The 25902-nt window shown below is 63.0% G+C and carries 26 protein-coding genes; 13 read left to right on the top strand and 13 right to left on the bottom strand.

Annotated features, from left to right (window positions below):
* The first annotated feature begins 174 nt into the window (after positions 1–174).
* The gene (locus AC07UC_RS26655; protein ID WP_202323261.1) at positions 175–1722 is read left to right on the top strand and encodes a helicase HerA-like C-terminal domain-containing protein; all 1548 of its coding nucleotides are present in this window, start codon (positions 175–177) and stop codon (positions 1720–1722) included.
* Between the two features lie 84 nt (positions 1723–1806).
* On the opposite strand, the gene AC07UC_RS26650 is transcribed toward AC07UC_RS26655, so the two are convergent.
* A complete protein-coding gene (locus tag AC07UC_RS26650; RefSeq protein WP_494907926.1) occupies positions 1807–2637 on the bottom strand; it encodes a L,D-transpeptidase in 831 nt (276 codons plus the stop codon).
* Between the two features lie 175 nt (positions 2638–2812).
* Positions 2813–3472 (bottom strand): haloacid dehalogenase type II, encoded by a 660-nt coding sequence (locus tag AC07UC_RS26645; protein WP_494907925.1) that lies wholly within the window; start codon positions 3470–3472, stop codon positions 2813–2815.
* A gap of 155 nt (positions 3473–3627) precedes the next feature.
* Here AC07UC_RS26645 and AC07UC_RS26640 point away from each other — a divergent pair, with 155 nt between their 5' ends.
* From AC07UC_RS26640 to AC07UC_RS26625, 4 genes are all read left to right on the top strand, one after another.
* Entirely contained in the window at positions 3628–4506 is an 879-nt protein-coding gene (locus AC07UC_RS26640; protein ID WP_172374149.1) for a branched-chain amino acid aminotransferase, read from the top strand.
* 176 nt (positions 4507–4682) lie between these two features.
* Positions 4683–5279: a superoxide dismutase gene (locus tag AC07UC_RS26635; RefSeq protein WP_056563640.1), complete on the top strand. Its 597-nt coding sequence runs from the start codon at positions 4683–4685 to the stop codon at positions 5277–5279.
* A gap of 163 nt (positions 5280–5442) precedes the next feature.
* Positions 5443–5880 carry a c-type cytochrome gene (locus AC07UC_RS26630; RefSeq protein WP_140768690.1) on the top strand — a complete coding sequence of 146 codons (438 nt, stop codon included), beginning with the start codon at positions 5443–5445 and terminating at the stop codon, positions 5878–5880.
* A 9-nt stretch (positions 5881–5889) separates the two neighbouring features.
* Positions 5890–6840, top strand: coding sequence for a cytochrome c (locus tag AC07UC_RS26625; protein ID WP_494908993.1), 951 nt, complete (start codon positions 5890–5892; stop codon positions 6838–6840).
* Positions 6841–6847: 7 nt separating this feature from the next.
* Here the strand turns inward: AC07UC_RS26625 and AC07UC_RS26620 are convergent, their stop codons facing one another.
* From AC07UC_RS26620 to AC07UC_RS26610, 3 genes are all read right to left on the bottom strand, one after another.
* On the bottom strand, positions 6848–7237 hold the full coding sequence (locus AC07UC_RS26620) for an SET domain-containing protein (RefSeq protein ID WP_494907924.1): 390 nt from the start codon (positions 7235–7237) through the stop codon (positions 6848–6850).
* Positions 7238–7391: 154 nt separating this feature from the next.
* Positions 7392–8018 carry a LysE family translocator gene (locus AC07UC_RS26615; protein WP_494907923.1) on the bottom strand — a complete coding sequence of 209 codons (627 nt, stop codon included), beginning with the start codon at positions 8016–8018 and terminating at the stop codon, positions 7392–7394.
* Positions 8015–10138, bottom strand: coding sequence for a S9 family peptidase (locus AC07UC_RS26610; RefSeq protein ID WP_494907922.1), 2124 nt, complete (start codon positions 10136–10138; stop codon positions 8015–8017). Before AC07UC_RS26610 ends, AC07UC_RS26615 begins: the two co-directional genes overlap by 4 nt.
* Before the next feature lie 115 nt (positions 10139–10253).
* Here AC07UC_RS26610 and AC07UC_RS26605 point away from each other — a divergent pair, with 115 nt between their 5' ends.
* Together AC07UC_RS26605 and AC07UC_RS26600 are read left to right on the top strand one after the other, a co-directional pair.
* Positions 10254–10622, top strand: a complete 369-nt coding sequence (locus AC07UC_RS26605) for an SH3 domain-containing protein (RefSeq protein ID WP_494907921.1) — start codon at positions 10254–10256, stop codon at positions 10620–10622.
* A gap of 448 nt (positions 10623–11070) precedes the next feature.
* On the top strand, positions 11071–11496 hold the full coding sequence (locus AC07UC_RS26600; protein WP_010915014.1) for a Ros/MucR family transcriptional regulator: 426 nt from the start codon (positions 11071–11073) through the stop codon (positions 11494–11496).
* 88 nt (positions 11497–11584) lie between these two features.
* Here AC07UC_RS26600 and AC07UC_RS26595 read toward each other — a convergent pair whose 3' ends face one another.
* A complete protein-coding gene (locus AC07UC_RS26595) occupies positions 11585–12013 on the bottom strand; it encodes a SufE family protein (protein WP_494907920.1) in 429 nt (142 codons plus the stop codon).
* 119 nt (positions 12014–12132) lie between these two features.
* Positions 12133–12483 (bottom strand): DUF5330 domain-containing protein, encoded by a 351-nt coding sequence (locus AC07UC_RS26590; protein WP_140768666.1) that lies wholly within the window; start codon positions 12481–12483, stop codon positions 12133–12135.
* Positions 12484–13016: 533 nt separating this feature from the next.
* Between AC07UC_RS26590 and AC07UC_RS26585 the strand changes: the two genes are divergently transcribed.
* The 3 genes from AC07UC_RS26585 (at position 13017) to AC07UC_RS26575 (ending at position 15969) form a co-directional block, all read left to right on the top strand.
* A complete protein-coding gene (locus AC07UC_RS26585; protein ID WP_494907919.1) occupies positions 13017–14780 on the top strand; it encodes a sensor histidine kinase in 1764 nt (587 codons plus the stop codon).
* On the top strand, positions 14755–15552 hold the full coding sequence (locus tag AC07UC_RS26580; RefSeq protein ID WP_140768662.1) for a peptidoglycan-binding domain-containing protein: 798 nt from the start codon (positions 14755–14757) through the stop codon (positions 15550–15552). Before AC07UC_RS26585 ends, AC07UC_RS26580 begins: the two co-directional genes overlap by 26 nt.
* Before the next feature lie 69 nt (positions 15553–15621).
* On the top strand, positions 15622–15969 hold the full coding sequence (locus AC07UC_RS26575; RefSeq protein WP_032929456.1) for a DUF1491 family protein: 348 nt from the start codon (positions 15622–15624) through the stop codon (positions 15967–15969).
* Here the strand turns inward: AC07UC_RS26575 and AC07UC_RS26570 are convergent.
* Positions 15947–16981, bottom strand: coding sequence for a hypothetical protein (locus AC07UC_RS26570; protein ID WP_494907918.1), 1035 nt, complete (start codon positions 16979–16981; stop codon positions 15947–15949). The genes AC07UC_RS26575 and AC07UC_RS26570 overlap by 23 nt on opposite strands.
* Before the next feature lie 210 nt (positions 16982–17191).
* Between AC07UC_RS26570 and AC07UC_RS26565 the strand changes: the two genes are divergently transcribed.
* The gene (locus tag AC07UC_RS26565) at positions 17192–17377 is read left to right on the top strand and encodes a hypothetical protein (RefSeq protein WP_140768658.1); all 186 of its coding nucleotides are present in this window, start codon (positions 17192–17194) and stop codon (positions 17375–17377) included.
* 50 nt (positions 17378–17427) lie between these two features.
* Here AC07UC_RS26565 and AC07UC_RS26560 read toward each other — a convergent pair whose 3' ends face one another.
* The 5 genes from AC07UC_RS26560 to AC07UC_RS26540 all read right to left on the bottom strand — a co-directional run bounded on the left by AC07UC_RS26560 (position 17428) and on the right by AC07UC_RS26540 (position 23655).
* Positions 17428–17997 carry a DUF1254 domain-containing protein gene (locus AC07UC_RS26560; RefSeq protein ID WP_140768656.1) on the bottom strand — a complete coding sequence of 190 codons (570 nt, stop codon included), beginning with the start codon at positions 17995–17997 and terminating at the stop codon, positions 17428–17430.
* Complete coding sequence (locus tag AC07UC_RS26555) at positions 17990–18574, bottom strand: DUF1214 domain-containing protein (protein ID WP_140768654.1); 585 nt, start codon at positions 18572–18574, stop codon at positions 17990–17992. The genes AC07UC_RS26560 and AC07UC_RS26555 overlap by 8 nt, the downstream gene beginning before the upstream one ends.
* Before the next feature lie 175 nt (positions 18575–18749).
* On the bottom strand, positions 18750–20903 hold the full coding sequence (locus AC07UC_RS26550; RefSeq protein WP_494907917.1) for a transglycosylase domain-containing protein: 2154 nt from the start codon (positions 20901–20903) through the stop codon (positions 18750–18752).
* Positions 20904–21095: 192 nt separating this feature from the next.
* On the bottom strand, positions 21096–22028 hold the full coding sequence (locus AC07UC_RS26545; RefSeq protein ID WP_494907916.1) for a dimethylarginine dimethylaminohydrolase family protein: 933 nt from the start codon (positions 22026–22028) through the stop codon (positions 21096–21098).
* A gap of 40 nt (positions 22029–22068) precedes the next feature.
* Entirely contained in the window at positions 22069–23655 is a 1587-nt protein-coding gene (locus tag AC07UC_RS26540) for a zinc-binding metallopeptidase family protein (protein WP_494907915.1), read from the bottom strand.
* 75 nt (positions 23656–23730) lie between these two features.
* Here AC07UC_RS26540 and AC07UC_RS26535 point away from each other — a divergent pair, with 75 nt between their 5' ends.
* Together AC07UC_RS26535 and AC07UC_RS26530 are read left to right on the top strand one after the other, a co-directional pair.
* Positions 23731–24627 (top strand): LysR substrate-binding domain-containing protein, encoded by an 897-nt coding sequence (locus AC07UC_RS26535; RefSeq protein ID WP_140768646.1) that lies wholly within the window; start codon positions 23731–23733, stop codon positions 24625–24627.
* Between the two features lie 121 nt (positions 24628–24748).
* The gene (locus AC07UC_RS26530) at positions 24749–25843 is read left to right on the top strand and encodes an ABC transporter ATP-binding protein (protein WP_494907914.1); all 1095 of its coding nucleotides are present in this window, start codon (positions 24749–24751) and stop codon (positions 25841–25843) included.
* The last annotated feature ends 59 nt before the right edge of the window (positions 25844–25902 follow it).

Below are 25902 nucleotides of genomic sequence, written 5' to 3'. Positions count from 1 at the left end.
GACCATGAACGATTGCCAAACACCAGCAAAATCCGCAAGTTCCAAAATCCGATTTCGGCGATAGGTCCGATTGGGGCAATTTGGACGATTAGCATTGTCGCTGTGCAACAGCCTTACTATACCTTCGGGCAAAGGCTGGCTTTTTAGACACATCAGTTTGCGGAGACCCGAAATATGGCTGACGACACCAGTATTTTCATCGGCGCCAGCCGCAAGCCCGATGACAGCTATCAGCGTCCCGAGCAATTGCTGCTGCAGTACGGGAATCGCCATGGCCTGGTGACCGGCGCCACCGGTACCGGCAAGACCGTTACCTTGCAGGTCCTGGCCGAGGGCTTTTCCAATGCCGGCGTGCCGGTGTTCTGCGCCGACATCAAGGGCGACCTGTCCGGTATCGCCATGATGGGCACGGCTCAGGATTTTCTCGTCAAGCGGGCCGCGCAGGTCAAGCTCGAGCCCTATGATTTCCAGGAATTCCCCGTCATCTTCTGGGACCTGTTCGGTGAGCAAGGCCACCCCATCCGCGCGACGATATCGGAAATGGGACCGCTGCTCCTGTCGCGGCTGATGAACCTGACCGACGCACAGGAGGGCATCATGAACATCGCCTTCCGCATTGCCGATGAAGAGGGCCTGCTGCTCCTCGACCTCAAGGACCTGCAGGCACTGCTTGCCAACATCGCCGGGCGCGCCGACGAGATCAGCGCCCGCTACGGCAATGTCACCAAGCCATCGGTCGGTGCCATCCAGCGCACGCTGCTGGTGCTGGAGCAACAGGGCGCGGCCAACTTCTTCGGCGAGCCGGCTCTGCGGATTTCCGACATCATGCGCACCACGCGTGACGGCCGGGGCGCCGTCAGCGTGCTGGCCGCCGACAAGCTGATGATGAACCCGCGGCTCTACGCGACGTTCCTGCTCTGGCTGATGTCGGAACTGTTCGAGGAACTGCCCGAGGTGGGAGATCCCGACAAGCCGAAGCTGGTGTTCTTTTTCGACGAGGCGCATCTGCTCTTTGACGAGGCGCCGAAAGTGCTGATCGACCGCGTCGAACAGGTGGTCCGCCTGATCCGTTCGAAAGGCGTCGGCGTCTATTTCGTCACGCAGAATCCCCTCGATATCCCCGAGAAGGTGCTGGCACAGCTCGGCAACCGCGTTCAACACGCTCTGCGCGCCTATACGCCGCGTGAGCAGCAGGCTGTGCGGACGGCGGCGGAAACGTTCCGCCCCAATCCCGACTTCGATTGCGCCACCACCATCACGCAGCTCGCCACCGGCGAGGCGCTGGTCTCGACGCTGGAGGCCAAGGGCGTGCCGTCCATGGTACAGCGCACGCTGATCCGTCCGCCGTCGTCGCGGCTTGGGCCCATAACCCCCGCCGAGCGTCAAAAGCTGGTCGCGGAAAGCCCCGTCTCCGGCCAGTACGACCAGGTCATTGATCGCGAATCGGCCTTCGAGATCCTGCAGAAGAAGACCAAGGACGCGCAGGACGCCGAAGCGCAGGCGCAGCAGGCAGGCACCGGCGGCTCGCGCTGGACAATTCCGGGCTTCGGCAATGATGATCCCGCACCGCAGTCGGGTGGCCGCCGCGCGCCGGCACCGCGCCCCTCCAATCGCCAGACGGTCGCCGAGGCGGCGATCAAGTCGGTGGTGCGCTCGGTCGGCTCGTCGGTCGGACGTGCGATCGTGCGCGGTATCCTGGGGAGCCTGTCGCGAGGGCGCTGAGCCCGGGGCAGCAAAGTCTATGCTTATAGCGCCGCGCGTCCCTTGGACACGCGGCGCCGAGCATATTCCCTGGGCGAAGCCGGATCAGAAGATCGCGTTCGTGACCGCTTTCACGGGGCCGAGTAGGACAGATCCGTCCGGCACGCCGGCATCGATCGGGATGGCCTTGTGGTTCGCGGTCGCCGCCGCCGCCATCGGCTGGCTGGCATCGCTGGTCACGATGACCGGGCTTTTCGACGGCACGCGGTCGTACAGGTCGATGATGTCCTGGTTCATCAGGCGCACGCAGCCCGATGACACCGATTTGCCGATCGAGCGCCATTCCGGCGAGCCGTGCAGGCGGTAAAGCGTGTCCACATTGCCCTGGAAGAGATAGAGCGCACGGGCACCTAGCGGGTTCTTCAGCCCGCCGGGCATGCCGCCATTGTCGGCGCTGTACTGCTTCAGTTCCGGCTGCCGGGCGATCATCTCATCCGGCGGCGTCCATTTCGGCCATTTCTGCTTCCATTGGACGACAGCGTCGCCCGACCATTCGAAGCCGGCGCGGCCAAGGCCGACGCCATAGCGGATAGCCTGACCGCCCGGACGAACCAGATAGAGGAAATGGCCTGTCGTATCGACGACGATGGTTCCTGGTTTCTGCCCGGTCGGGTCGGGAACGATCTGACGCAGGAACTGCGGATCGATCCTGTCGACGGGGATGGCCGGCAGGTCGAAGCCGCCATCGCTGACGGCCGCGTACATCGACGCATAATCGGCAAGCGGCGGCTCGACATAGGCCGGCGGCGGTGGCTCGACCGGCCCTGGGCCGGTGGTGGCGCATGCGGAAACCGCGATCGATGCGGCGCCTAATGCTGCGGCGTTGAGGAAGCCGCGACGGCTCAGGCGATAGGATTCGATTTCGGTTATGGACATGACTGCCTTCTTTAAGACTCAAATCGCAACAAAGCGTCAATGCGCCGATCGCCGTTGCAGGTGCCTGACGACACTTGGCGCGATAGGCGGTTCCGATTCTGGCCCGAACGTGGACAAACAAAGGCGAAGCTGTGACCGCGCTGCCACTGTGGCGTCAGGGCAACAGAGGGGCAGCTTAGGCGGTGACCAATGCTTCGAGGGTCGGCAGGATCAGGGTTGGCGGGAAGTCCCGATATTCCTCGGGCTGGTTCGAACGGTTGATCCACACCGTCCGGAAACCGAATTTGGTGGCCCCCGCAATGTCCCAGCGATTGGAGGACTGGAAGGACACCGCGCCGGGATAGAGGCGCCAGCCGGTGGCGACCATGTCGTAGACCGCCGGATCGGTCTTGAAGCGGCGCACCGCGTCGACGGAATAGATGTCGTCCAGAACCTGGTCGAGCGCGGCGGATTTGACGGCCGCTTCCAGCATTTCGGGTGAGCCGTTGGAGAGGATCGCCAGCCTGGCTCCCGAGGCCTTGAGCGCCTTCAGCACGGCTGGCACCTCAGGATAGCAATCCAGCCGCCAGTAGGCTTCCAGCAGCTTGGCCTTCAGGCTTGAATCGGCCGACGGGACCTTGCGCAAGGCGAAGTCGAGCGCCTGTTCGGTCAGCTGCCAGAAATCGGCATAGGCGCCCATCAGCGTGCGCACCCAGGAATATTCGAGCTGCTTGGCGCGCCAGATCTCCGACAGCAACTGGCCGTCCGGCCCGATCTGGTCAGCGTGGCGGCGCACGGCGGCATGCACGTCGAACAGTGTGCCGTAGGCGTCGAAAACATAGGCGGCGTATTGCATGGCGACAGTTTTGAGGCGAGGCGGGGCGCGGTGCAAGCCTTGATTGCACCGCGCCGGCCGCTGGCCTCAACAAAACTCCCCGATGCCCGTTGACGGCGGCGGCCAAAGCATCATCCAATGTTGTCACACAACATTGATTGGAACGGGACAACGCAATGACACTGGCGGCAGCGGCGCAATCCGCGACATGGACCTTCGTCGACGGGGACTGGTACGAGGGCAATGTCGCCATACTGGGGCCGCGCAGCCATGCGATGTGGCTCGGCACCAGCGTGTTCGACGGGGCGCGCTGGTTCGAGGGCGTGGCGCCCGACCTCGACCTCCATGCCAGGCGGGTGAACGCCTCAGCGATCGCGCTTGGCCTCAAGCCGAACATGACGCCCGAACAGATCGTCGGGCTGACCTGGGATGGGCTGAAGAAGTTCGACGGCAAGACGGCGGTCTATATCAGGCCGATGTACTGGGCCGAGCATGGCGGCTACATGGGCGTGCCGGCCGATCCCGCATCGACCCGTTTCTGCCTCTGCCTTTATGAATCGCCAATGATCTCGCCGTCCGGCTTTTCGGTGACGGTGTCGCCGTTCCGGCGCCCGACGATCGAAACCATGCCGACCAATGCCAAGGCCGGATGCCTCTATCCCAACAATGGCCGCGCCATCCTCGAAGCCAAGATGCGCGGCTTCGACAATGCGCTGGTTCTGGACATGCTGGGCAACGTCGCCGAGACCGGGACCTCGAACATTTTCCTGGTCAAGGATGGACATGTCTTTACGCCGGCGCCGAACGGCACCTTCCTGTCCGGAATCACGCGTTCGCGCACGATAAATCTACTCGGTGAGTACGGATTCAAAGCCACTGAAAAGACCTTGTCGGTGCGCGATTTCCTCGAAGCGGACGAAATCTTTTCGACCGGCAACCACTCCAAGGTGGTGCCGATCACGCGCATCGAGGATCGCAACCTGCAACCCGGACCGGTGGCCAAGAAGGCGCGTGAGCTCTATTGGGAATGGGCGCATTCGAAATCGGCCGGATGACGCGCCGGTCTGGCCTTTTTGTCGCTGCACGCCTCACCGCAGGAAAACCGTGTGACTTTTTCCGGAACCCGCTTAGAAAGGGAACCGGCGCTTCACTTCCGGAGTTGTTCCAGCTCAATCCAGACCTATCTTAATCCGGTATCGACACCGGATTTTTCCACGAGGGAGTACTACCCATGGCTTTTGAATTGCCCGCTCTGCCCTACGACTATGAGGCCTTGCAGCCTTACATGTCGAAAGAGACGCTGGAGTATCACCACGACAAGCACCACAAGGCCTATGTCGACAACGGCAACAAGCTGGCCGCCGAGGCGGGCCTTGGCGATCTGTCGGTCGAAGAGGTGGTCAAGCAGTCGTTCGGCAAGAATGCCGGCCTCTTCAACAATGCCGCGCAGCATTACAATCACATCCATTTCTGGAAGTGGATGAAGAAGGGCGGCGGCGGCAACAAGCTGCCTGGTGCGCTGCAGAAGGCTTTCGACAGCGATCTCGGCGGCTACGACAAGTTCAAGGCCGACTTCATCGCGGCCGGCACGACACAGTTCGGTTCGGGCTGGGCCTGGGTTTCGGTCAAGGACGGCAAGCTGGCGATCTCGAAGACGCCGAACGGCGAGAACCCGCTCGTTCATGGCGCCTCGCCTATCCTCGGCGTCGATGTCTGGGAGCATTCCTATTACATCGACTACCGCAACGCGCGGCCGAAATATCTCGAGGCGTTCGTCGACAGCCTGATCAACTGGGATCACGTGCTGGAATTGTACGAGAAAGCTTGATCGACCCGCAGAAGAGCCCCGGCATTCCGGGGCTTTTCTTTTTGAGAGCCGAGATCTTCAGTCACTCACCGTTCGGCAAAAATCGCTCGAAGGAAGGGAATAATCCGTCCGCGACATCCGTTAACGTCCTGTCCTGAAATGCCTTCATCATGGAGCCAAATGAATGAGAAAGCTTGTCATCGCCATCTCAACGCTCGCCTTCGCCGGTTCGGCGGCCTTTGCCGATCCGATCCTCGACCGGCAGGCTCTGATGAAGGAGCGCGGAAAGATCGTCGGCGGTCTGTCGAAAGTGGCCAAGGGCGAGGAGCCCTTTGATGCCGCTGCCGTGCTGACGCAGTTGCAGGCGCTGCAGGCGAATGCTGAGAAGTTCGACGTCGATGCCTTGTTCCCGAAAGGCAGCGATACCGGCGACACCACGGCGGGGCCGAAGATCTGGGAAGACACGGCCGGCTTCAAGGCCGCCGAGGACAAGTATCTCGCCGACGTCAAGGCCGCGGTCGCCGGGGCTCCCGCCGATGCCGACGCGCTGAAGGCTCAAGTCGGCACCCTCGGCTCGGATTGCGGCGCCTGCCATCAGGGCTACAGGATCAAGAAGGGCTGATTGCCTGATATGGCATGGCTGAAGAAGCTTGTCGGCGCGGCCCTCGTTCTGGGCGGTGTCGGCGCGGCCGCCGGTTGGCTTTTGTCGGCGCCGGTCAGGCTGGATACGACGGCCCTGGCGCAACTCGGGCCGGGCGACGCTAGCCGGGGCAAGCGCATTTTCTATGCCGGCGGCTGCACATCCTGCCACGCAAAGCCCGGCTCGCAGGGCGATGCGCGGCTTCAACTGGTGGGCGGCCTCGAACTCAAGACGCCGTTCGGCACCTTCGTTCCGCCCAACATTTCGCAAGATCCAAAGGACGGCATCGGCGCATGGTCGGTCGAGGATCTCGCCAACGCCATGCTCAAGGGCGTGTCGCCGTCTGGCGAGCATTTCTATCCGGCCTTTCCCTACGCGTCCTACGCCCGCATGAAGCCGTCTGATATCGCCGATCTCTATGCCTTCCTGAAGACGCTGCCCGCGGTCGCCGGCAAGGCACCGGCCAATACGCTGGCATTCCCGTTCAACATCCGCCGTGGCATCGGCCTGTGGAAGCGGCTCTATCTCAGCGATCAGCCTGTCATTGCCTTGCACGATGGCACGCCCGATCCGGTCATGGCCGGCCGCTATCTGGTCGAAGGACCCGGCCATTGCGGCGAATGCCACACGCCGCGTGATTTCGCGGGCGGGACGAAGAAAAGCGAGTGGCTGGCGGGTGCCGTGGCCGCGGAGGGTTCAGGCGTCGTGCCCAACGTCACGTCGGGCAAGGGCGGCATCGCCAACTGGTCGGAAGCCGACATAGCCAACTATCTCGAAACCGGCTTCACGCCCGACTTCGATTCCGTCGGCGGTGCCATGGTCGACGTGCAGCGCAACATGGCCGAGCTGACTGCGGGGGATCGTGCAGCGATCGCCGCCTATCTCAAGGCAGTACCGCCGCATCCGAACGGTTATCCCGCGCGCAAGAAACCGGCGAACTGATTATCGACTAGAGGTGCCGGTCGCCGAGGAAATCGAAGCCCGTCTCGAAGAAATGATTGTAGTTGCAGGTCAGTTCCTCGCCCGGTGCGATGTCGCGCAGCGCAAAGGTTTCCTCGGGTGAGGAGACATCGCAATTCGGCTCATCGTCATGGTTCATGTAGCGGGCGTCGTCGGCTTCGAAGACGATATAGGCCGGATCGCGCCGGTCCGGGTAGGAATAGCGGTCGAGATAGTTCTTCACCGGCCCGGTTTCGCCCTCATACGTCTCGACGTCGATGATCCGGTCGAAGCGGGGGTCGAGCTTCCATATCAGCGTACCCTTGTGGATGTGGTGCTTGGCAAAGACGCCGATGCCTTGGATCGGCGATTTGTCGAGATAGACGTTGACGAGCAGCATGGCATACCCCAGTAGCAAACATGGCAAGCGCGGCTTGCGAAAAGCCGCGCACTGGTTAGCGCGGGGCTGGCACAATTGCGAGCGCAAATGAGCAAAGCAGAATTCAAAAAGTCATGATCGCCGAACCCAAAAGTGAACGTGCTGTCCCGAGCCCTCAGCGTTGCTGCAGCGCCAGACGTACGCCCAGGGCGCAGTAGATGCCGCCGACAACCTTGCCCTGCCATTTCAGCACGGTCGGATTCCGGCGCAGGAAACTGCCGAGGCGACCGGCGCTCACGGCAAAGACGACCGTGCTGAAGAGACCGAGCACGACGAAGACAACTCCCAATACGGCCAATTGAAGCATCACCGTTCCGTTTTCGGGCCGCACGAACTGAGGCAGGAATGCCAGGAAAAACAGCGCGGTCTTGGGGTTGAGCACTTCGGTCACGACGGCCTGCCGAAACGCCTTGCCGGCGGAGATGGCGAGCGCGCCGGCAGAGGGATCGGCCGGCGTTTTCTCGATGATGGCGCGAATGCCGAGGTAAACGAGGTAGGCCGCGCCGATATATTTTACGATGCTGAACAGCGTCGCCGACGTGGCGATGATCGCGGAGATGCCGACCATCGCCATGACAGTGTGAAATATGTCGCCGGCCGCGATCCCGGCGCCGGTCGCGATCCCGACCTTTGTTCCCGAACTTGTTGCCCGGGCGATCGTCAACAGCGTGGCCGGACCCGGGATGAAGACAAAGCCGAGCACGACGGCGATATAGGCAATCAACGTGGACAGGTCGATCATTTGAGTGTCTCCCCGGCAGGCTGTGCCTTGCCCGTCACCTTCAGCGCGAAGGCATAGGTATAGGCGATCTCTTCCAGGCGCGAGAACCGGCCGGACGCACCGGCATGGCCGGAATCCATGTTGATCTTGAACAGCACCGGATTGTCGCCGCTCTTGCGGTCGCGCAGCCGCGCCACCCATTTGGCCGGCTCCCAATAGGTGACGCGCGGGTCGGTGAGGCCGGCAAGCGCCAGGATCGGCGGATAGTCGAGTGCCGCGACATTGTCGTAGGGCGAATAGGCGGCGATCGTCCGGTAGTCGTCGGCGGACGCGATCGGGTTGCCCCATTCGGGCCATTCCGGCGGCGTCAGCGGCAGGGTCGCGTCGAGCATGGTGGTGAGCACGTCGACGAACGGAACCTCGGCGACGATGCCGCCAAAGCAGTCCGGCGCCATGTTGGCGACGGCGCCCATCAGCATGCCGCCGGCCGACCCGCCTTGCGCGACTGTGCGGTCATGCGCGGTATAGCGCTCGGCAACGAGATGGCGCGCGCAGGCGATGAAATCGGTGAAGGTGTTCATCTTGTGCTCACGCTTGCCGTCATCGTACCAGCCGTAACCCTTGTCCTTGCCGCCGCGCACATGCGCGATGGCAAAGACGAGGCCGCGGTCGACCAGCGAGAACCAGTTGGTGTTGAAGGCGGCCGGCACGGCAATGCCATAGGAGCCGTAGCCGTAGAGCAGGCAAGGTGCCGATCCGTCCAGCGGCGTGTCGCGATGGTGCAGAAGCGAGATCGGCACCAGTTCGCCATCGGCGGCGGGCGCCATCAGCCGCCTTGTGACATAATGGTCCGGGTCGTGACCGGACGGCACTTCCTGGGTCTTGAGCAGCATGCGCTCGCGGGTGCGCATGTTGTAGTCGAAGACTTGCGCCGGCGTCGTCATCGACGAATAGGAAAAGCGCATGATGTCGGTATCGTATTCATAGGAACCCGACAGGCCGAGCGAGAAGGCTTCCTCGTCGAAGGAAATCAGGTGCTCCTCGCCACTGGCGCGGTCACGCACGACGATGCGCGGCAGGCCCTCCTTGCGCTCAAGTCGGACCATATGGTCCTTGAAGCCGATCACCGACAGGATCAGCCGGCCCGGCTCATGCGGGACCAGTTCCCGCCAGTTGGCGCGAACCGGATCGCTTGCCGGCGCCGTCATGATCTTGAAGTCCTTCGCGCCGTCCGCATTGGTCAGGATGAAGAAGACGTCGCCGCCTTCCTCCAACTCATACTGAAGCCCGGTTTCGCGCGCCGATACCAGCCTGGGTTCGGCAAACGGATCGCTGGCGCTCAACAGGCGATATTCCGAGGTTTCGTGATCGTTGATGCCGATCATGATCCATTGGTTGTTGCGGGTGCCGTCGACATTCATGAAGAAGCCGGGATCGGCTTCCTCATAGATCAGGCGGTCGTTTTCAGGGTCTTGTCCCAGTGCGTGGAACAGCACTTTTGACGGCCGGTGGTTGGGGTCGAGGCGCGTGTAGAAGAACCCGTCATTGCCCGCGTTCCACACACCCGAACCGCCGGTGGCGGGGATCTCGTCGGCCAGTTCCTTGCCGTCGGCAAGGTCGCGCACGCGCAGCGTGTAGAACTCGGAACCCTTGTCGTCGAAGGCCCACAACAGCTTGCCGTGATCGGCCGAATGGTCGACACCGCCGAGCCGGAAATAGGCTTTGCCTTCCCCCTCCATGTCGCCGTCGAGCAGGATCTGCTCAGGCCCGCCGTCGCGCGGCATGCGGAAATAGCGCGGCTGCTCGCCTCCGAGCTTGAAGGAAGAACCATAGGCATAGGGCCCGTCGTTCATGGGAACGGATGAATCGTCTTCCTTGATACGGCCCTTCATTTCCTTGAAAAGCTGCTTCCGCAGGTCCGATGTGTCGGCCATCAGCTTCGACTGATAGGCGTTTTCGGCTTCGAGTTCGGCGCGGATGCCCGCATCGAGCAGGGAAGAATCCCTGAACATCTCCTGCCAGTTGTCGGCTCGCAGCCATGCGTACTCATCGGTTCGCGTGATGCCGTGATGGGTATCGGAAACCGGCCGCTTCTCGGGTGTTGGCGGGCTGACGATCGGAAATCGGGGAGTCTTGGTCATTGCGTCTCGCTGGGGAATATCTTGAATGGTGAATGAACACGCCGATCAGGGTGGGTTCAAGGGCTGCGGCCTAGAGGTGGTGTCGGCTCCTTGAGATGGGCCGGGAGGAAAGATGATGACCATTCGGTCTCGGATTGCCGCGACTTTCGCCGTTGCTTCGTTAACACTGGTCTTTGCCGGCCAGTCTCATGCGACCGTATTCGCGGCTTGGCAAGTGGCCAATGTGCCGTTCGGCGACACGCTCAACGTGCGCAAATATCCATCAGCCACATCTCAGAAGCAGGCCGCATACCCGAACGGGACCGTCCTGCAGATGACCGGACGATGCACCGATGGCATAAACCTGCTCGACATCGCCAATCAACCGGCATGGAAGCAACGGCAGACGGTTCGCTATCGCTGGTGTGAGATCTGGCATGATCCGGCCAAGAACGGCACCTTCGTCACCGGCTGGGCCTATGGCAAGTTCATCACCCCGTATTGATCGAGCCGCATTGATTGGTCCGAGGCGGCCGGCTGGCTACATGTCGCCTTGGTCGCCTGCACGAAAAGGTGGCGGCAACCTGTGGTTTTGCGGGCAGATGTGACAACCAAGATTGTTCGCCCGATGCCAAAGCAAACCGGAGCATTGAAACCTGTTTTGTGAGTTGTCGCGAATGTAACGATGATCTGACGTAACGTCAGCTTTTGCCGGTTCGGCGCGCGAAATATCGAAAAATTACATAATGCACGAAAGATTGAAGCTGATTGGCGAATAGTTGATCAATTTTCGTAAATATAAGGCAAAGAGCGAATTGACTTACTTGGTCTATGGTCGCATTGATGTGACCCTGACACGAATCGCTGAAATTCTACCTTCATAAAATTCGTGCAATGCCCTGCCTGTAAAAAGGGGCGCAGACCGACGTAACTCTTGTTGGGGCCTGAAGATCATGGATATTGTCGAAACACCTTCCAGAAACAATGATGCGCTGATCGAGCTGACTGCCGATGTGGTGGCCGCCTATGTCAGCAACAATCCCGTACCGGTCGGCGAACTGCCGAACCTCATATCCGATGTCCATGCCGCTCTCGGGCGCGTGGGCGGAACCGCCGAACAGCCCCCTGCCGACAAGCAGAAGCCGGCTGTCAATCCGAAGCGCTCGGTTCATGACGACTACATTGTCTGTCTTGAGGACGGCAAGAAGTTCAAGTCGCTCAAGCGTCACCTGATGACCCACTATGATCTGACGCCGGACCAGTATCGCGAAAAGTGGAACCTCGACCCGAGCTACCCGATGGTTGCCCCGAACTATGCGGCGGCCCGCTCGCAGCTTGCCAAGAAGATGGGCCTTGGCCGCAAGCGCAAGGCGCGGTAGTCGCTGCCCTGTCAGGTCGAACCGACATCGACGGCGCCTTCGGGCGCCGTTTGATTTTTGGGGACAGGGTTGTTGGCCGACAGGGGCGTCAGGCGGTCTGCTTGAGTGCCGCCTCGGCATCGCGCTTGATGCGCTTGACCATCGAGCGGAGACCATTGGCGCGCTGGGGCGACAGGTGTTCGTCCAGGCCGAGTGCCTTCAGCGTCGCTTCCGCATCGGTTTTCTGGATTTCGCTGGCGGTCCTTCCGGAAAACAGCGCCAGCATGATCGCGACCAGCCCGCGCACGATATGGGCGTCCGAATCGCCGGTGAAGTTAATGACCGGATCGCTGCCCGGTCCCTTTTCGGTGGTCAGCCAGACCTGGCTGACGCAACCTGGCACCTTGTTGGCGGCGTTGCGTTCCGCATCGGGAAAGGGAGGCAGCGCTTCGCCGAGTTCGATGACGTAACGATAGCGGTCCTCCCACTCATCGAGGAAGGAGAAGTCGTCGCGGATCGTCTGGATCGTGGTCGTCATGACCCGGATATAGTCACGCGGCAGTGCTGCGTCACGGAAAAAACAAGGACACCGCGGGCGTCGAGAGGGCAGACGGCCCGCGGTGTGCCGTCGAGACGGCTCAATTCTTTATCGGCAGCCTAGTTCTTTACCGGCAGGTTGACGGTCTCGGGCAGGACGATCTCTTCCGGCACGCTGCCTGTCATTGTCGAGGTGTCGGGGCCGGCGGACTTGTCGTCCAGCATGGCGGCCGCGATCTTGGCCGTCTCCTTGGCGCGTGCGGTGATGGTATGCATCGCCGACTTGCCGGTTTCACAGACATCGGGCTTGCGCTCGCAGATGCCGGCAATGTCACCCACCGCGTCGCGTGCAGCGAACAGGGCCTGGATCGGCCCGACGCTTTCCTGCCCGGGCTGCTCGGAACCGACACTCAGCGGCAGCGCCAGCAGCACCAGTGAAAACCAGAAAGCCATTCTTATCAGGAAGAACATGCCTCGCCTCTCGTCGTGACCGGATCATGCGTCATATGGCATGACCTCTTTTATGGGCAAGATCTTGGCACACAGGCACAAAGGACGGCTTGCATGCACGGCGACAATTTTCCTCAAATTTTAGGCAAATTCGAAACAAAGCGTTTTGCAGTGGATTTGTTTCATATCGGGACGATTTTCGTTACCTTCTGATAACCATCGATCTGCTTGTTTCCATTGATGTTTCCTCGGATTAGGGTGGTTCTCTTCCCATCGATGGTCCGCTGACGGCGGGCTTTCGGAGATAACCCTCCATTTACTATGGCGGCATTTGCCCGGGTTTTCGGCCGCCGCCGTCCCGATATTTGCCGCAGGCCGGGCTTTGGTCGGCGCTGCCTTATCCATTCCTTAAACGCTGGATGAGAGTTTCAGAGCCAATCAAAACAATCTGCAAAAGCAGAGCTGTTCACGACGAGTGCGAGTGCGTTGAGTTGATGCCGATCAAGGCCAGATACGCTGAATTGCCTGGCGCGATTGCCGCCGGTTGCGAACGTATGGTCCATCCCTCCATTCTTGGGCAGAGCGGCCGCGAACGCCAGCGCCGTTTCATCGGCGTCATGCTGGCGGCGCCATTCTTTGCCGCCGGTGCCGCGGTCACGCTGGTCACATCAGGCATGGGCGCCGCGGTGACCATGGCCGCCATCTTCGCCGCCTTTGGTCTGTGCTGGTTCGTCGCCTTGCTGGTGGCTGCGACCGGCAAGATGGCCGCGGCCGCCCCGATCGCCCTGGCGATGGCGGCTGTTGCCCTCGGTGGTCTCATCGCCGCCGCCGGCGGGTTGAGCTCTCCCGTCGTCATGCTTGCCGTGGCGCTGCCTTTCGAAGCCTGGTGGATCGGCGCTTCGCGGCGCGCGGCCTTGTGGGGAGTGGTCTCGGCCATTGCCGCCATTGCCCTTCAGCCTCTGGCCGTGGCCTTCCTGCCCTTCGCGGGCGCACAGATTGCCGCCTGGCATTGGCTGGTGCCGTTGGCCTGGGCACTGACGCTCATCCCCCGCATATCGGCGTTTCGCGATACCACCGGTGCGGCTGATACGCTGGATCCCGGTGATAGGCTGGAAGACATCATCGACGCGGTGGTCCTGCGGGTCGCCCGCCACGGTGAGGTCCTGGACGCTTCGGCCAAGGCGCGCACGCTTTTGAAATTGCCGCCTGAACTGCTTTCCGGAACCGGCTTCTTCGACCGCGTCCATCTGTCGGACCGTGTCTCCTATCTCAGCGCCCTTGCCGACATGCGTGATGGTGCTCTGTCGCGCCGCCTCGAACTGCGCATCAGGCTGCCCCAGAACGGCAACGGCCAGAGTGACAATCGCCAAAATGACAGTCGCTTGATGGCCGATAACTATCGGCCGTTCCTGCTGGAACTGGTGCGCGGTGAGGAGCAGGGCGATGTCTTCACGCTGGTCTTGCGCGAAAATGACGAAACTGCCCGGCTGCGCGGGGAACTCGCGCAGGCCAATGAGGTGGCGGCCGCCGCCGAAGTGGCCAAGGGACGGTTCCTGGCGGTGGTCAGCCATGAACTGCGCACGCCGCTGAACGCCATCATCGGCTTCTCGGACATGCTGCTGCATGAGATGTTCGGCGCCTTCAAGGATCCGCGCCAGAAGGAATATGTCGGCCTGGTGCGGGATTCAGGCCAGCATCTTCTGGCCGTGGTGACGTCCATACTCGACGTGTCGAGGATCGAATCGGGCGCCTATACGGCGGAACCGGAGCCGTTCCGGTTCATGGAAGCCGTCGAAATGTGCCAGTCGATGATGCGGTTGCAGGCGCAGGCCAAGAACATCGACCTGCAGACGCAGATCGCTCCGGACGCCGGCGACATCAACGCCGATCGCCGCGCGGTGCAGCAGATCCTCATCAATCTCGTCTCCAATGCGATCAAGTTCACGCCCGATGGCGGCGATGTCGTCGTTGGTGCCAAGCGGATCGGCTCGCGCCTGCATTTCTGGGTCAGGGACACCGGCATCGGCATCGCCGAGGAGGATTTCGCCAACCTCGGCAAGCCCTTCATGCAGATCCAGAACGACTATACGCGCCGTTTCGAGGGGACCGGTCTTGGCCTTTCACTGGTGAAGGGGCTGGTGGCGCTGCACGAAGGCACCATGTCGATCGAAAGCATGCCGGGCGAGGGCACCACGGTGACCATCAGTCTGCCGGTCAACGGGCCGAAGGGGCGCCCGGCGAACGAGGCAGGGGTGCTGACAATGCCGCTGACGAGGGCGAAAGGGGACAGAAATGGCTCGCTCCGCAAAACAGGCTAAGGCGGTCAAACGCCGCAGCAACGCCTTCCAGGACGGCGCCATAGCCGTCGGCGGCATGATTTCGCGCAATCCCGTGCTGGTGGGTGGATCGACGGCATTCCTGGTGACGCTGTTCTATGTCTCGGCGAATGCGCTGTGGTATCAGCCTTTCCCGCATGCCGGGGCGTTTTTCGCCACCCGCAATTTCCAGGGTTTTCCGCACACTGCCTCCGACGAGCCGGAGACGACGATCAACATCGTGCGGCCCAATGCGGCGCCTGCCCCGATGAAGGGCGATCCGGTGGTCGAGCAGGTGCAAGGCATATTGAAGGATCTCGACTTCTATTCCGGCACGGTCGACGGCATTTCGGGCCCCAATACACGCAAGGCCATACAGGCCTACCAGCAGAAGGTCGGGCTCAACGCTTCCGGCGAGATCGATGCGCTGTTGCTCGATCAGCTTGGCGCAACGCCGAAGACCGCCTCCGTGCCCAAACCACAGCCTCGCCCGGATACGCAGGCCGCCGTTCCGGTGTCCCTGCAGACAAATTCCGGGCAGGCGAATGCGGGGCAGTCGGGCACCGCCCCGACCCAGGGACCGGACCCCCGCATCGTCAAGATCCAGGCCGGGCTCAAGGCGTTCGGCAATGACGACATGCAGCTGGACGGTGTCGTCGGCGCGCGCACCAAGGCGGCGATCAAGGAATTCCAGTCGCTGTTCGGCCTGCCGCAGACCGGCGAGCCCGACGAGATCGTCTACGTCAAGATGCGCGAGATCGGCCTGACCAACTGATCGGGAAATGACGGCTCGCCGAGCGGCGGAATTATCGCTAGATAGCCCGCACGCTTTCGGAGCTGTCTCATGCGCGTCACATCGGATCTGTGGGTTTCCGCCTTGGTGCGCCGCGTTTTCGGCGCCGGCGGATTTGCCGCCGTGGTCAACCGTGGCGCGACCGAGGCGGGTGCTGTTTTCGTGCTGACGCGGGGCAGGCTGGGTGACGTCGCCCTTTACGGACCGGCGCCGCAGACAAGTTATGATTCGGCCAAGCCCGATGACCGTTTCTTCAGCCTTCTCGCCGCCGGCGACGATCCGGCCGTGCTCGATGCCCGTCTTGAGAGGGAAAAGAAGTTCGATCCGGACATCTGGGTGGTCGAGATCGAGGCAGGCACCGTTCCGGTCGAAGAGCTTATTTCCGTGAAGACACCCTGAGGACGGGGGCGGCGGCATCGTCGCTGTTCGAGGCCTTGCGGCTGTCGCTGTTCGCAGGCGAGGCGTCACGGACCATCCTGGACACGGTCTCGGCCTTCCATCCCCGCACCCTGTCCAGCGCCACATCGCGGTGCAGCAGCCGGTAGCGGTCGAGATAGGTGCGAATGGCCTGCGGATGCGGAAACAGGCTGGGATAGATGGCGACCGTGATCAGGAAGGCCCGGTCCTCGCTGAGGTCGAGCGAACGCAGCGCCGCAAGCAACGAGGCATAGTTCTGGTTGGCGGTCAGCGAGCGAGCGGTCGAGAAATCAATGTCGAGGGCGTCCGCAAGCGCGGTCTGGAAGAACGCGGCGTTTCCGGTCAGCGCCGTCTCGCGCAGTTTGACATAGGTATCCGAACCGGGGAACGCGTCGACCCTCGCCGCCAGGGCTTCGTCGCCGGTGCGCATCATGGAGCGCAGCCTGCGCCGTGCATTCTCGGCGGCAATGCCGGGGGGCTGTTGTGCTGTCGCGCTGTCCTCTGCCGCTTCCGCATTGACGAGCGCTGCGGCTGGTGTCGCGGGGGCCTGCACCTCCGGATCCCGCACCCGCACCAGCGTCGGTCTTTCGAGCACACTGATCAGATCGGCGATGGTCGGGTTCAGGTCCTTGCGGCGCGCGATGGCGCGCGCATGCGGCAGTCCGTGCCGGCCGATCAGCGCGATCAGGTCGATATCGCTGACGGCGCGCGAGCGGATCAGCAGTGGCGCGGCAATGTCGACCGGTTCTTCGCACAGGCGCCGCACCAACGCGGCGGGGGCATATTCGCATTCGGAAAGGGCGGCGGCCACGTAGCGTCGCGATTCGACCGACACATCGTCGAACAGCGGCAGCGTCAGGTCTTCGAGCTGGCCGATCTCACGGCGCGATGGGCGCGTCAGCGAGCAGAACGCCGACACCGCGGCGCGGAACAGCCTTTCGGCCTTGCCCGATTCGGTCCGTATCGCGATTTGCCTGAAGTCCGAAGATGACACGAAGGATACCCGATAACAGATACAAAGCCTTGATCACGCTCAACCGGGACTATGTCGGTTTCGCGATTGCCCCGGTCAGAACGTCCAGACCTCAAGACAAAGATCAAGTTAGCGGTGATCCGTTAGCGCTCCGTTAACCCTCTGCCGGCCTTAATGATATTTGGAGGCGTTGCGTTGTGCTCCGGGGAAACCGAGAGGAATGCGCGAATCATGGGCATGGTACTGTCTTTCGTGCCGCGTGCGGCACCGACCAATCGAGCCAAGCAAACCACCGAAATACCGGCGGCGGTCATCATCTTTCCCGGCATCCGCTATGAGCGGTCCAATGCCGGCGAAGCGCGGCCTGCCGGGCCCGACAAGCCGGGATCGCCGCGCACGCCGGTGCCGCATCACTGAAGTCGCGGCCTGGTCCGTCAGGCTGTCAGCTCTGGGCTTTGGCTAGCGGCCTAGAAGTCCTGCAGCTCGCAGGAGCTCTGATCGAGAAAGCGCGACACGATCGGCTTCCAGCTGTCGTCCGGTACAAAGCTGCGGATGACGAAGATGCCCTCGTCGATCGGCGCTTCGACGAAGATCGCCCCCTGCAGATCCTCGGGCAAGTCCTTGCGCACGTCGATCATCTGGGCCGGCGTCAGCACAACCGCATCGAGCTTGCCGCCGGTCGCCGTACGGTCGTTGAAGGAATAGACATTGTGGCCACTGCGGTCATAGACCGAGACCGACCAGAAGGGGACGTTCCCCGGCGCCTTGATCCGAACCATTCCTTCCTCCAGGTCGAACCGGCAGGCCGTGGCATAGAATAGCGGGTCGACCGATTTCACCACCGGCGCGCCGCCCGCCTCGGCATCGAGCCGGTTCATTCTGTAGAGATCGGAGGCCATGGACAGGCGCGACCAGGCGTCGCGTTCTGAAAATTCCGGCACCAGAAGCAGCACCACGATGTGCACGATGCCGGCGCCGACAAGGCCGAGCAGGACGGCATGGAAAAGACGGCGCAGCGCGGCTGGGACATTACGCATCGCAGCCGGCCTTCACTATCCTCGGCAGCGAAACATCCGACAGGCCGGTGCTGCTGGCGATCGGCGTGTCGTAGAAGGTCAGGACGAAATACATCCGGCCGGAACCGTCGGTCAAAAGCCAGTTGCCGGGCATCGGGTGATGGCCGACCGAAATGATCACCGAATTGTCGGCCTGGCGCAGCACCTCGTAGGACTGAAGGGCCGCAAGCCGCGGCTTGCCGGTGTCTACGACGCCGAGCGATTGATCGGCGGCGTAGAGCGTCCAGAAACGGGCTGTCGGAAATCCGCCCTCTATTCTGTAGCTGCATTCCCGCTTGAGCTGGTCGCCGGCAGCATCATTTTCCGCGACGAAGGACAGGCCCTCGGCACGGCCGAGCGCCAGCACGCCCTCGCGCGCCACGCGCGCCTTGGAATAGGGGTCGGCGGCCGGCGTGCCGATGTCGGGGAAGGCGGTCCATTGGCCGATGCGGATCGCCCCGACGCCGTCCTGGATCTTCAGCGCGTACCAGACGCTGGCGCCGCCGCCGCCAATGGCTATGGCAAGCGAAAGCAGCATCAGGAAGGCATTCTTGAGCATGAAGGGCCGCGTGCGCGAAGGATTGCCGTTCGGGGATATCGCGGCGCGGGGCCTCGTGGCAAGCCGGCGTGGCGGATTTGCACCTCGGCTAATGCATGTCGCCCGAAAGTGGCCTCGGTTTTGGGAGAACGACATGCATAAAAACAAAGAGCTAAAACCCGCGCCGGGGCGGATGTCACAGCGCCGAAAGCGTTTCGGGCGGGGCAGGGGCGTCAAGTTTGGGCGCCGACCGGAACAGCTGGGTCATATCCCTCAGCGTCTGCGTGGTCCGGCTCGACAGCACCGGCGGGCGTTCGGCCGCCGCCTCGGCCGCGGCCTGTTCCTCGCTCTTCTTCTGCGCGTCCGCGGCCTTGGCCGCGATCTGCTCGTCGACGAACGGCTTGTCGATGCCGGGGATCGGCTTCAGGTCGATGTTCTGGTGCGCGTAGACCATCAGGCGCTGCCAGACCATCGCCGGCAGCGAGCCACCGGTCATGTTCTTGGTCGGGGTGAAATCATCATTGCCCAGCCACACGGCCGCCGTGTAGTTGCCGGTGAAGCCGACGAACCAGGCATCGCGGTAGGATTGCGTCGTGCCGGTCTTGCCGGCGACGACGATGTTGGGAATCTGGGCACGCCGGGCCGTGCCCATCACGGGTACTGCCGTCAGCATGGTGTTCATGGATTTCAGCGCCTGCTCGGAGAGCACCCGGTGCGGTGGCGGCGCATCCTTGGTCCAGTCATACACCACGTCGCCGGTGCGGGTGACGAGCTGGGTGATGCCGTGCCGGGAACCGACGAAGCCGTTCTGGGCGAACACGCTGTAGCCCGTCGCCTGGTCCATCACGGTCATGCCCGAAGTGCCGAGCACCATGGTCTTGTGCCCCTCCAGCGGCGATTCCACCCCGAATGATTCCGCCATCGCCTTGATCGGACCGATACCGAGATGGTCCTTGGCCAGCCGCACCGGCACGGTGTTGATTGACTTGGCCATCGCCATCAGCAGCGTGATGTTGCCCGCCGATTCGCCGCCGTAATTGTGCGGCGACCAGTTGCCCCAGCTGATCGGTCCGCCCGAAATGACAGAGTTCGGCGTGAAGCCATGCTCCATCGCCGTGGCGTAGACATAGGGCTTGAACGACGAGCCGGTCTGGCGCAGCGCCTTGGTGGCGCGGTTGAACTGGCTGGCGCCGTAGTCGCGGCCGCCGACGATGGCGCGGACCGCGCCGTTGGTCTCGATGACGACAACCGCGCCCTCGGTGACGTTGTACTCCTTGCCGAACTGGCGCAGGTGGAATTCGACGGACTCTTCCGCCGCCTTCTGGATGTTGGCGTCGAAGGTGGTGTGGGCAACCAGCGAGTGCTGGCCGGGCTTGGCGATCTTCTTGACCTCGTCGAAGGCCCAGTCGAGGAAATAGTCGGGGCTCTTCTGCTCGCCGCGGTCGACGACATCGGCCGGGTGCAGCCTTGCCTGCAGCACCTGGCCCTCGGTCATGAAACCGGAATCGACCAGGTTGGACAGCACCACATTGGCGCGGGCACGCGCTGCCGGCAGGTTGATGTGCGGCGCGTATTTGGTCGGCGCCTTGAACAGGCCGGCCAGCATCGCTGCCTCGGCAAGGTTCAGGTCCTTGACGCTCTTGCCGAAATAGAAGTCGGCCGCCGCTTCGATCCCGAACGTGCCGCCGCCCATATAGGCGCGGTCGAGATAGAGCTGCAGGATTTCCTTCTTCGACAGATTGGCCTCGAGCCACAGCGACAGGAAGGCTTCCTTGATCTTGCGCTCGAAGGTCCGCTCATTGGTCAGGAACAGGTTCTTGGCCAACTGCTGGGTGATGCTGGAGCCGCCCTGAACGACAGAGTTCGCGCGCACATTCTCGAAGATCGCGCGCGACAGGCCCAGAACATCGATGCCGTAGTGATCGAAGAAACGCCGATCCTCGGTGGCGAGCACTGCCTTGATGACGTGATCGGGCATCTCGTCGACCGGCACCGAGTCGCGCTGGATAATGCCGCGCTGGCCGATCTCGTTGCCATAGCGGTCGAGGAAGGTGACGGCGAAATCGCCCTGGGCGCGCCAGTCGCCGGCCGTATCCTGGAACGCGGGGATGGCCAGCGCCAGCATCACCACGATGCCGCCGGCGCCGAGCGTAAAACCTTCGCTCAAAATCTCGATGATACCGCGCCGCCAGCCCTTGAGACGGAAGCGCCGCGAGAAGATCGTCGCCGCCTCCCAGAACTGGCGCGCCTTGAACCCGATCTCGTAGAGCGAGGAATCGATCCAGGCATCCAGCGCCAGAAGGCGGGAGGCGATCGGACCTCTTCTCTTGCGCGGTTCAGGGCTGACCATTCAAAAACCCGGCTCGGCTGTGGCGCGACCTGAAAACCGCAAGCGGGCAATTTCAGGGCGGCGCCCTGTTTGGACTATTCATCCATTTTGCCGACGCTCACAAGGGCGGCGAGGACACAGCCGCAAGGTTTGTTGATGGCGGAGCGGGGGAACGGCCGTAATCGATCACCCGCCCAAAAAAGCCTGGACTGTTCAGGCCGCCTCGCGCTTCAGCGCCTGCGCCATGCAGTGGATGCCGCCACCGGTCTTGGAGATCTCGCTCATGTCGACGGCGGCGACCTCGAAGCCGCGCGCCTTGAGCTTTTCGATCAGCGTCCTGCTGGAGGTCGGCGCGATCACCCGGTCCTTGCCGAGCGACATGAAGTTGCAGCCGAGCGCCATCGTGTCCTGGAACGGCACGTCGATGATCTCGTGGCCCTTGCCCTTCAGCCAGTCGACAATGCCGGGCTCGGTGCAGGCGAGGCAGACGGCGGTGAGCTTTTCGGCGATCGGCACCACCATCAGGTCGATATGGACATAGTATTCGTCGATGAAGGCGATGCGCGTCTCCCAGCCCTCCTTGTCGAACCAGGCCTGCACCTGGCGGGCGCCTTCCTCCTGCGTGCGGGCGCCGCCGCAGCCGATCAGCACCACGCCGTCCTCGATGACGTTGAAGTCGCCGCCCTCGAACGTACCCGCCGTGACCATGTCGTAGATCGGGATGCCGAGCTTTTCATAGGTGCGGATGGCGGCGTAGTTCTCGCCGCGCCGCCACCAGTTGGCCATGGCGGTGATGATGGCGCCATAGGGCGTCATGACGCTGGAATCGCGGGAATAAACCTGCATCGGCAGTTCCGGCGTCGGCTCGTGCCAGTGGATGTTGACGCCGAAATGCTCGTAGGCGGCAACCAGGTCCTTGTGCTGCGCCTGCGCGATCTGGACGTTGCACGGCGCTTCGCGCAGATGTTTTCGGGACAGCGAACTGGTCGACAGATGGCGCAGGAAGTTCGGCGATCCGAGCAGCACGTCGGTCAACACGTCGGTTTCGTTGGCGAAGCCCCAGACGGTCAGCGGCTTGGTGCCGCCGGCCGGATTGCGGCGCTGCAGCGAAAACGGCTCGGCGACGATGCGATCATGAACGGTCATGGTGTTCTCCTCGTGGGCTTGTTCTCAAGAGTTGGTGGGGTCATGCGTTGCTTGGGATCCACCAGTCGCGGCCGCGCGCCGTGGTGACATATTCCGGCCAGCGGAAATTGATCGGCGGTTGATAGTCGCAGAGCGGCGCGATCCAGTTCGCGCCGCCAATGCCGCCGCCGGTGCGGGTGACGAACTCGTCCATCGCCGCATCGCGGGCTTTTCTGTCCTCGAGCAGGCGCAGCGCCGACAGCGCGACCGTCTTGGCCGCACAGGTGACCATCGGGTCGATGGTGGCGGAAATGCCGCCCAGTGCATTCATCACCCAGGACGGATAGGCGTGGCCATTCGCAGAGCGCAGCGCCGGGCGCGCGACATAGAAGCGCGCGGTCGGCGCATGCCAACTCATGTCGGTGTAGTCGTCGGAGGTCGAATTCACCTGCGAGGGCGGCAGGTCGCGGCGCAGGATCGCCTCGGCCTCCTGTGGCGAAATCAGCCTCTCCAGCTCACCAATGAAGGGATTTTCGGTTGCCGCGCCACCAGCATTGACCTGGATTTCGCGCGCGACCGCCTTCGCGGGCTCGTCCCAGTGTGGTGGTCCGACCATCGAGAGCGCGTCATAGGCGATCCCGGCCATGGCGTGATTGGCCAGCCCGGGCCGCGACTTCGACACCCAGTGGCGCTCGTACCGACAGCCGCTGATCGCGGCGGCGGCCGCGGCGTTGCGGTCGAGCGCGGCGGTGACCTGTTCGGCCATGCCGATGGTCGGCACGCGGATCATGTACTGGATCTCGGCCAGCCCCGCCGGCAGATTGTCGGCGGTTGCCTGGCCGGCGGTCAGGATCGCCTCGCTGATCGACCAGCCGCCCTGGTGCGGCAACATGGAATCGCGCAGCGCCTTGGAGGCCATGTACATCGTCATCAGCGCGTCGTTGGCGCCGGGCGCCCGCACGGCGGAATGCGCCTGCGGGATCGGCGCGCCGTCGCCCGCGCGAACCCAGTTTTCGGGCTCATCGCACACGAAGCGGTAGATCACGGCGTAGGCAGCACCGCAATGCGTGTCCCAGCGCGCCGTGTTGCAGAGCGGCAGCATGTAGAAGGGATGAAAGGAGATCATGCCGGCAAGGCCGTCATAGTAGCCTTTGGCCGCATGGATCGGCTTGGAGCCGCGCACCTTCTCCGCCGGCTCGCCGGTGAAGCGCAGCGTGCCTGGAATGCCGTGGCGCTGCATGGCGGCCTTGGTGGCAAGCAGGCCGCCGAGGCTTGCCATGCCGAGCCCCGAATGCGGATCGGTGTGGCCGCCGGCCTCGACGCCAAGGCCGGGCCGTGGCTGTTTTACCGTCACCGCGTCCTGGCAATTGCCGGGTACGGCGTCGTACTCAGCGTACATGCCGATCGTCGGCCCGGCGCCATTCGTCCAGTGGGCGCAGAACGCCGTCGGCATGCCGCCCGAGCCTTCCTCGACGGAAAAGCCCTCATGCTTCAGCCGCGCCACGTACCAGGCGGCCGACTGGTACTCGCGCCAGGCGGTCTCGCCGAAATCGAAAATGGTGCGCGTCCATTGCGACAGCGAGGGCTGGATGCCATCGAGGCAGGCAAGCGCGGTCGCTTGCGCTGATGTCGTCACCGGTTTGTCCATGCATCAAAGAAAGCAGTGAAGCGGCTCGCCAAAAAGTGATATGTTTTCCCGGTTCGTGCAAATTCGGTTCACCTCTTGAGAATTCCCTCCACACAGGCGCTGCGCGCCCTCGACAGTTTCGCCCGCCACGGCAGCGTCTGGCGCGCCGCCGACGAACTGCACCTCACCCGCAGCGCGGTAAGTCACCAGTTGCGGCTGCTTGAGCGCGACCTCGGCTTCGATCTGCTTGAGCGCATCGGCAAGGGCGTCGCGCTCACCCCGCGCGGCCAGCGCTATGCCAGTGACGTGCGCAAGGCGCTCACCGTTCTCGGCGATGCGGTGACGCGCGATGCCGGCACCGGCGTCGGCGGTTCGTTCGCCGTCTCCTGTACGCCGGGCTTCGCCTCGCTGTTTCTATGCACCCATATTGGCGAATTCCGGCAGATGTACCCTGATGTGGCGCTGCGTATCCTGACGCCCAGGCGGCTCGACGATGTCAGCAATGCGGATGCCGACGCCTTCATCGCCTTTGGCGTTGGCAACTGGCCGAACCGCATGGCCGAGTTGCTGTGTGAAATCTCGTTCACGCCGCTCTGCAGCCCGACGCTGCTGAACAAGGTCGGCGGTTTTTCGAAACCGGCGGACGTGTTGCGCGCCAATCTGCTCCATCTCGATGACACCGAGGATTGGGCGCGCTGGCTGGCCCTGTCCAAGGTCGAAAACCCCGACACCGAGGGCGGCATCTTCTTTTCCGACATGAACCTCGTCTTCTCGGCGGCGATTGCCGGCCAGGGCATTGCCATGGGCGACGAACTGACCAGCCGCCGGGCACTCAGCGAAGGCCGGCTGGTCAGGCCGTTCGACATCGCGATCAAGTCGCCGCGCTCCTATTTCCTGGTCTCCGAACACGCCAAGGCCTCGCACCCGGTGCTGGACGCGTTCGCGGGGTGGCTGAGGTCGAAGCTCTCGGAGAACCGCATTCAGCCCTATTGAAGGCGAAATGGCGCCGGCTGCCCAGACGTGAATCAAATTTGCCGATCAGGCGAAAACTATTCGGTTGCGGTGAGCCGCCGGCCTGCCTACGATTTCCGCCTGGGACTGAGGAAGAGGCAGGATGCAGCAACCCGGCCGGGCCGCAGAGATCAAGGCAATCGGGATCGGCAAGAGCTTCGGCTCGTTCCGTGCGTTGGACAATCTGACGCTCAATATCGGCCGCGGCGAGTTCCTCACTCTGCTCGGCCCCTCCGGCTCGGGCAAGACCACCTTCTTGATGATCCTGGCCGGCTTCGTGCAGCCGACCGAGGGCCGTCTCCTCAGCGATGGCGCTGACATCACCAACCGCCCGGCCGAGCAGCGCGCCGCTGGCATGGTGTTCCAGGGCTATGCGCTGTTCCCGCATATGAGCGTCGAGGCCAACATCGCTTTCCCGCTCAAGGTCCGCAAGAAATCGGCCTCCGAGATCAAGAAGCGCGTCGGCGAGATGATCGAGCGCGTGGGCCTGATCGGCCACGAGAAGAAACTGCCGGCGCAGCTTTCCGGCGGCCAGCAGCAGCGCGTGGCGCTGGCCCGGGCGCTGGTGTTCGAGCCGGGCGTGCTTTTGCTCGACGAGCCGTTCTCGGCGCTGGACAAGAGCCTGCGCGGCCAGATGCAGGCCGAGATGAAGCGCCTGCACCAGGAAACAGGCACCACCTTCGTCTTCGTTACCCACGACCAGAGCGAGGCGCTGGCGCTGTCCTCGCGCGTCGCCATCTTCAATCATGGCAAATTGCTGCAGGTCGGCGCGCCGGACGAAGTCTATGACCGGCCGGACAACCGCTTCGTCGCCGAGTTCCTCGGCGAGATCAACATGTTGCCGCTGAAGGGGGTCAAGCCCGCCGACAATGGCTCGACAGGCCTTTGCGAGGATCGCGCTGTCAACATGCACTGCAAGGCCGAGAAAGTCCGTGGAGATGCCATCCTGGCGATCCGGCCTGAGCACATGTCGATCGCGCGCGAAGCAGCCGCCGGCGAGAATGGCATCGCCGCGACCGCCATTGCCTCGACCTATCTGGGCGCGGCGACCAAGCTCGACCTGACGACGCGGCAAGGCGCGAAAGTGACCGTCTCGGTGCCGAACGAGGTTGCGGCCGCGGCGCTGAGCAAGGGCAATTCCGTCTGGCTGACCTGGCCGGCGGAAAAAGGTTTCCTCCTTCCGGATGGAGGACAATGAGCGCTGGCGCGGCTTGATCTGCCGCACCGGCTTCCGGATTGAAATCAATTAAAACAAAG

It is taken from the genome of Mesorhizobium sp. GW821-FHT04C10 (assembly GCF_059420305.1).
The sequence above is the reverse complement of the archived record's forward strand: the minus strand, read 5'-3'. Positions and strand labels throughout refer to the sequence as shown.

Excerpts from the sequence above, each read along its gene's own strand:
- AC07UC_RS26615 (WP_494907923.1), bottom strand. The coding sequence starts at position 8,018 with ATGATCGACCTGTCCACGTTGATTGCCTATATCGCCGTCGTGCTCGGC.
- AC07UC_RS26600 (WP_010915014.1), top strand. The coding sequence starts at position 11,071 with ATGGATATTGTCGAAACACCTTCCAGAAACAATGATGCGCTGATCGAG.
- AC07UC_RS26585 (WP_494907919.1), top strand. The coding sequence starts at position 13,017 with ATGGTCCATCCCTCCATTCTTGGGCAGAGCGGCCGCGAACGCCAGCGC.
- AC07UC_RS26565 (WP_140768658.1), top strand. The coding sequence starts at position 17,192 with ATGGGCATGGTACTGTCTTTCGTGCCGCGTGCGGCACCGACCAATCGA.
- AC07UC_RS26655 (WP_202323261.1), top strand. The coding sequence starts at position 175 with ATGGCTGACGACACCAGTATTTTCATCGGCGCCAGCCGCAAGCCCGAT.
- AC07UC_RS26630 (WP_140768690.1), top strand. The coding sequence starts at position 5,443 with ATGAGAAAGCTTGTCATCGCCATCTCAACGCTCGCCTTCGCCGGTTCG.
- AC07UC_RS26610 (WP_494907922.1), bottom strand. The coding sequence starts at position 10,138 with ATGACCAAGACTCCCCGATTTCCGATCGTCAGCCCGCCAACACCCGAG.
- AC07UC_RS26560 (WP_140768656.1), bottom strand. The coding sequence starts at position 17,997 with ATGCGTAATGTCCCAGCCGCGCTGCGCCGTCTTTTCCATGCCGTCCTG.
- AC07UC_RS26550 (WP_494907917.1), bottom strand. The coding sequence starts at position 20,903 with ATGGTCAGCCCTGAACCGCGCAAGAGAAGAGGTCCGATCGCCTCCCGC.
- AC07UC_RS26650 (WP_494907926.1), bottom strand. The coding sequence starts at position 2,637 with ATGTCCATAACCGAAATCGAATCCTATCGCCTGAGCCGTCGCGGCTTC.
- AC07UC_RS26645 (WP_494907925.1), bottom strand. The coding sequence starts at position 3,472 with ATGCAATACGCCGCCTATGTTTTCGACGCCTACGGCACACTGTTCGAC.
- AC07UC_RS26555 (WP_140768654.1), bottom strand. The coding sequence starts at position 18,574 with ATGCTCAAGAATGCCTTCCTGATGCTGCTTTCGCTTGCCATAGCCATT.
- AC07UC_RS26620 (WP_494907924.1), bottom strand. The coding sequence starts at position 7,237 with ATGCTGCTCGTCAACGTCTATCTCGACAAATCGCCGATCCAAGGCATC.
- AC07UC_RS26595 (WP_494907920.1), bottom strand. The coding sequence starts at position 12,013 with ATGACGACCACGATCCAGACGATCCGCGACGACTTCTCCTTCCTCGAT.
- AC07UC_RS26590 (WP_140768666.1), bottom strand. The coding sequence starts at position 12,483 with ATGTTCTTCCTGATAAGAATGGCTTTCTGGTTTTCACTGGTGCTGCTG.
- AC07UC_RS26545 (WP_494907916.1), bottom strand. The coding sequence starts at position 22,028 with ATGACCGTTCATGATCGCATCGTCGCCGAGCCGTTTTCGCTGCAGCGC.
- AC07UC_RS26640 (WP_172374149.1), top strand. The coding sequence starts at position 3,628 with ATGACACTGGCGGCAGCGGCGCAATCCGCGACATGGACCTTCGTCGAC.
- AC07UC_RS26635 (WP_056563640.1), top strand. The coding sequence starts at position 4,683 with ATGGCTTTTGAATTGCCCGCTCTGCCCTACGACTATGAGGCCTTGCAG.
- AC07UC_RS26575 (WP_032929456.1), top strand. The coding sequence starts at position 15,622 with ATGCGCGTCACATCGGATCTGTGGGTTTCCGCCTTGGTGCGCCGCGTT.
- AC07UC_RS26540 (WP_494907915.1), bottom strand. The coding sequence starts at position 23,655 with ATGGACAAACCGGTGACGACATCAGCGCAAGCGACCGCGCTTGCCTGC.
- AC07UC_RS26605 (WP_494907921.1), top strand. The coding sequence starts at position 10,254 with ATGACCATTCGGTCTCGGATTGCCGCGACTTTCGCCGTTGCTTCGTTA.
- AC07UC_RS26625 (WP_494908993.1), top strand. The coding sequence starts at position 5,890 with ATGGCATGGCTGAAGAAGCTTGTCGGCGCGGCCCTCGTTCTGGGCGGT.
- AC07UC_RS26580 (WP_140768662.1), top strand. The coding sequence starts at position 14,755 with ATGGCTCGCTCCGCAAAACAGGCTAAGGCGGTCAAACGCCGCAGCAAC.
- AC07UC_RS26530 (WP_494907914.1), top strand. The coding sequence starts at position 24,749 with ATGCAGCAACCCGGCCGGGCCGCAGAGATCAAGGCAATCGGGATCGGC.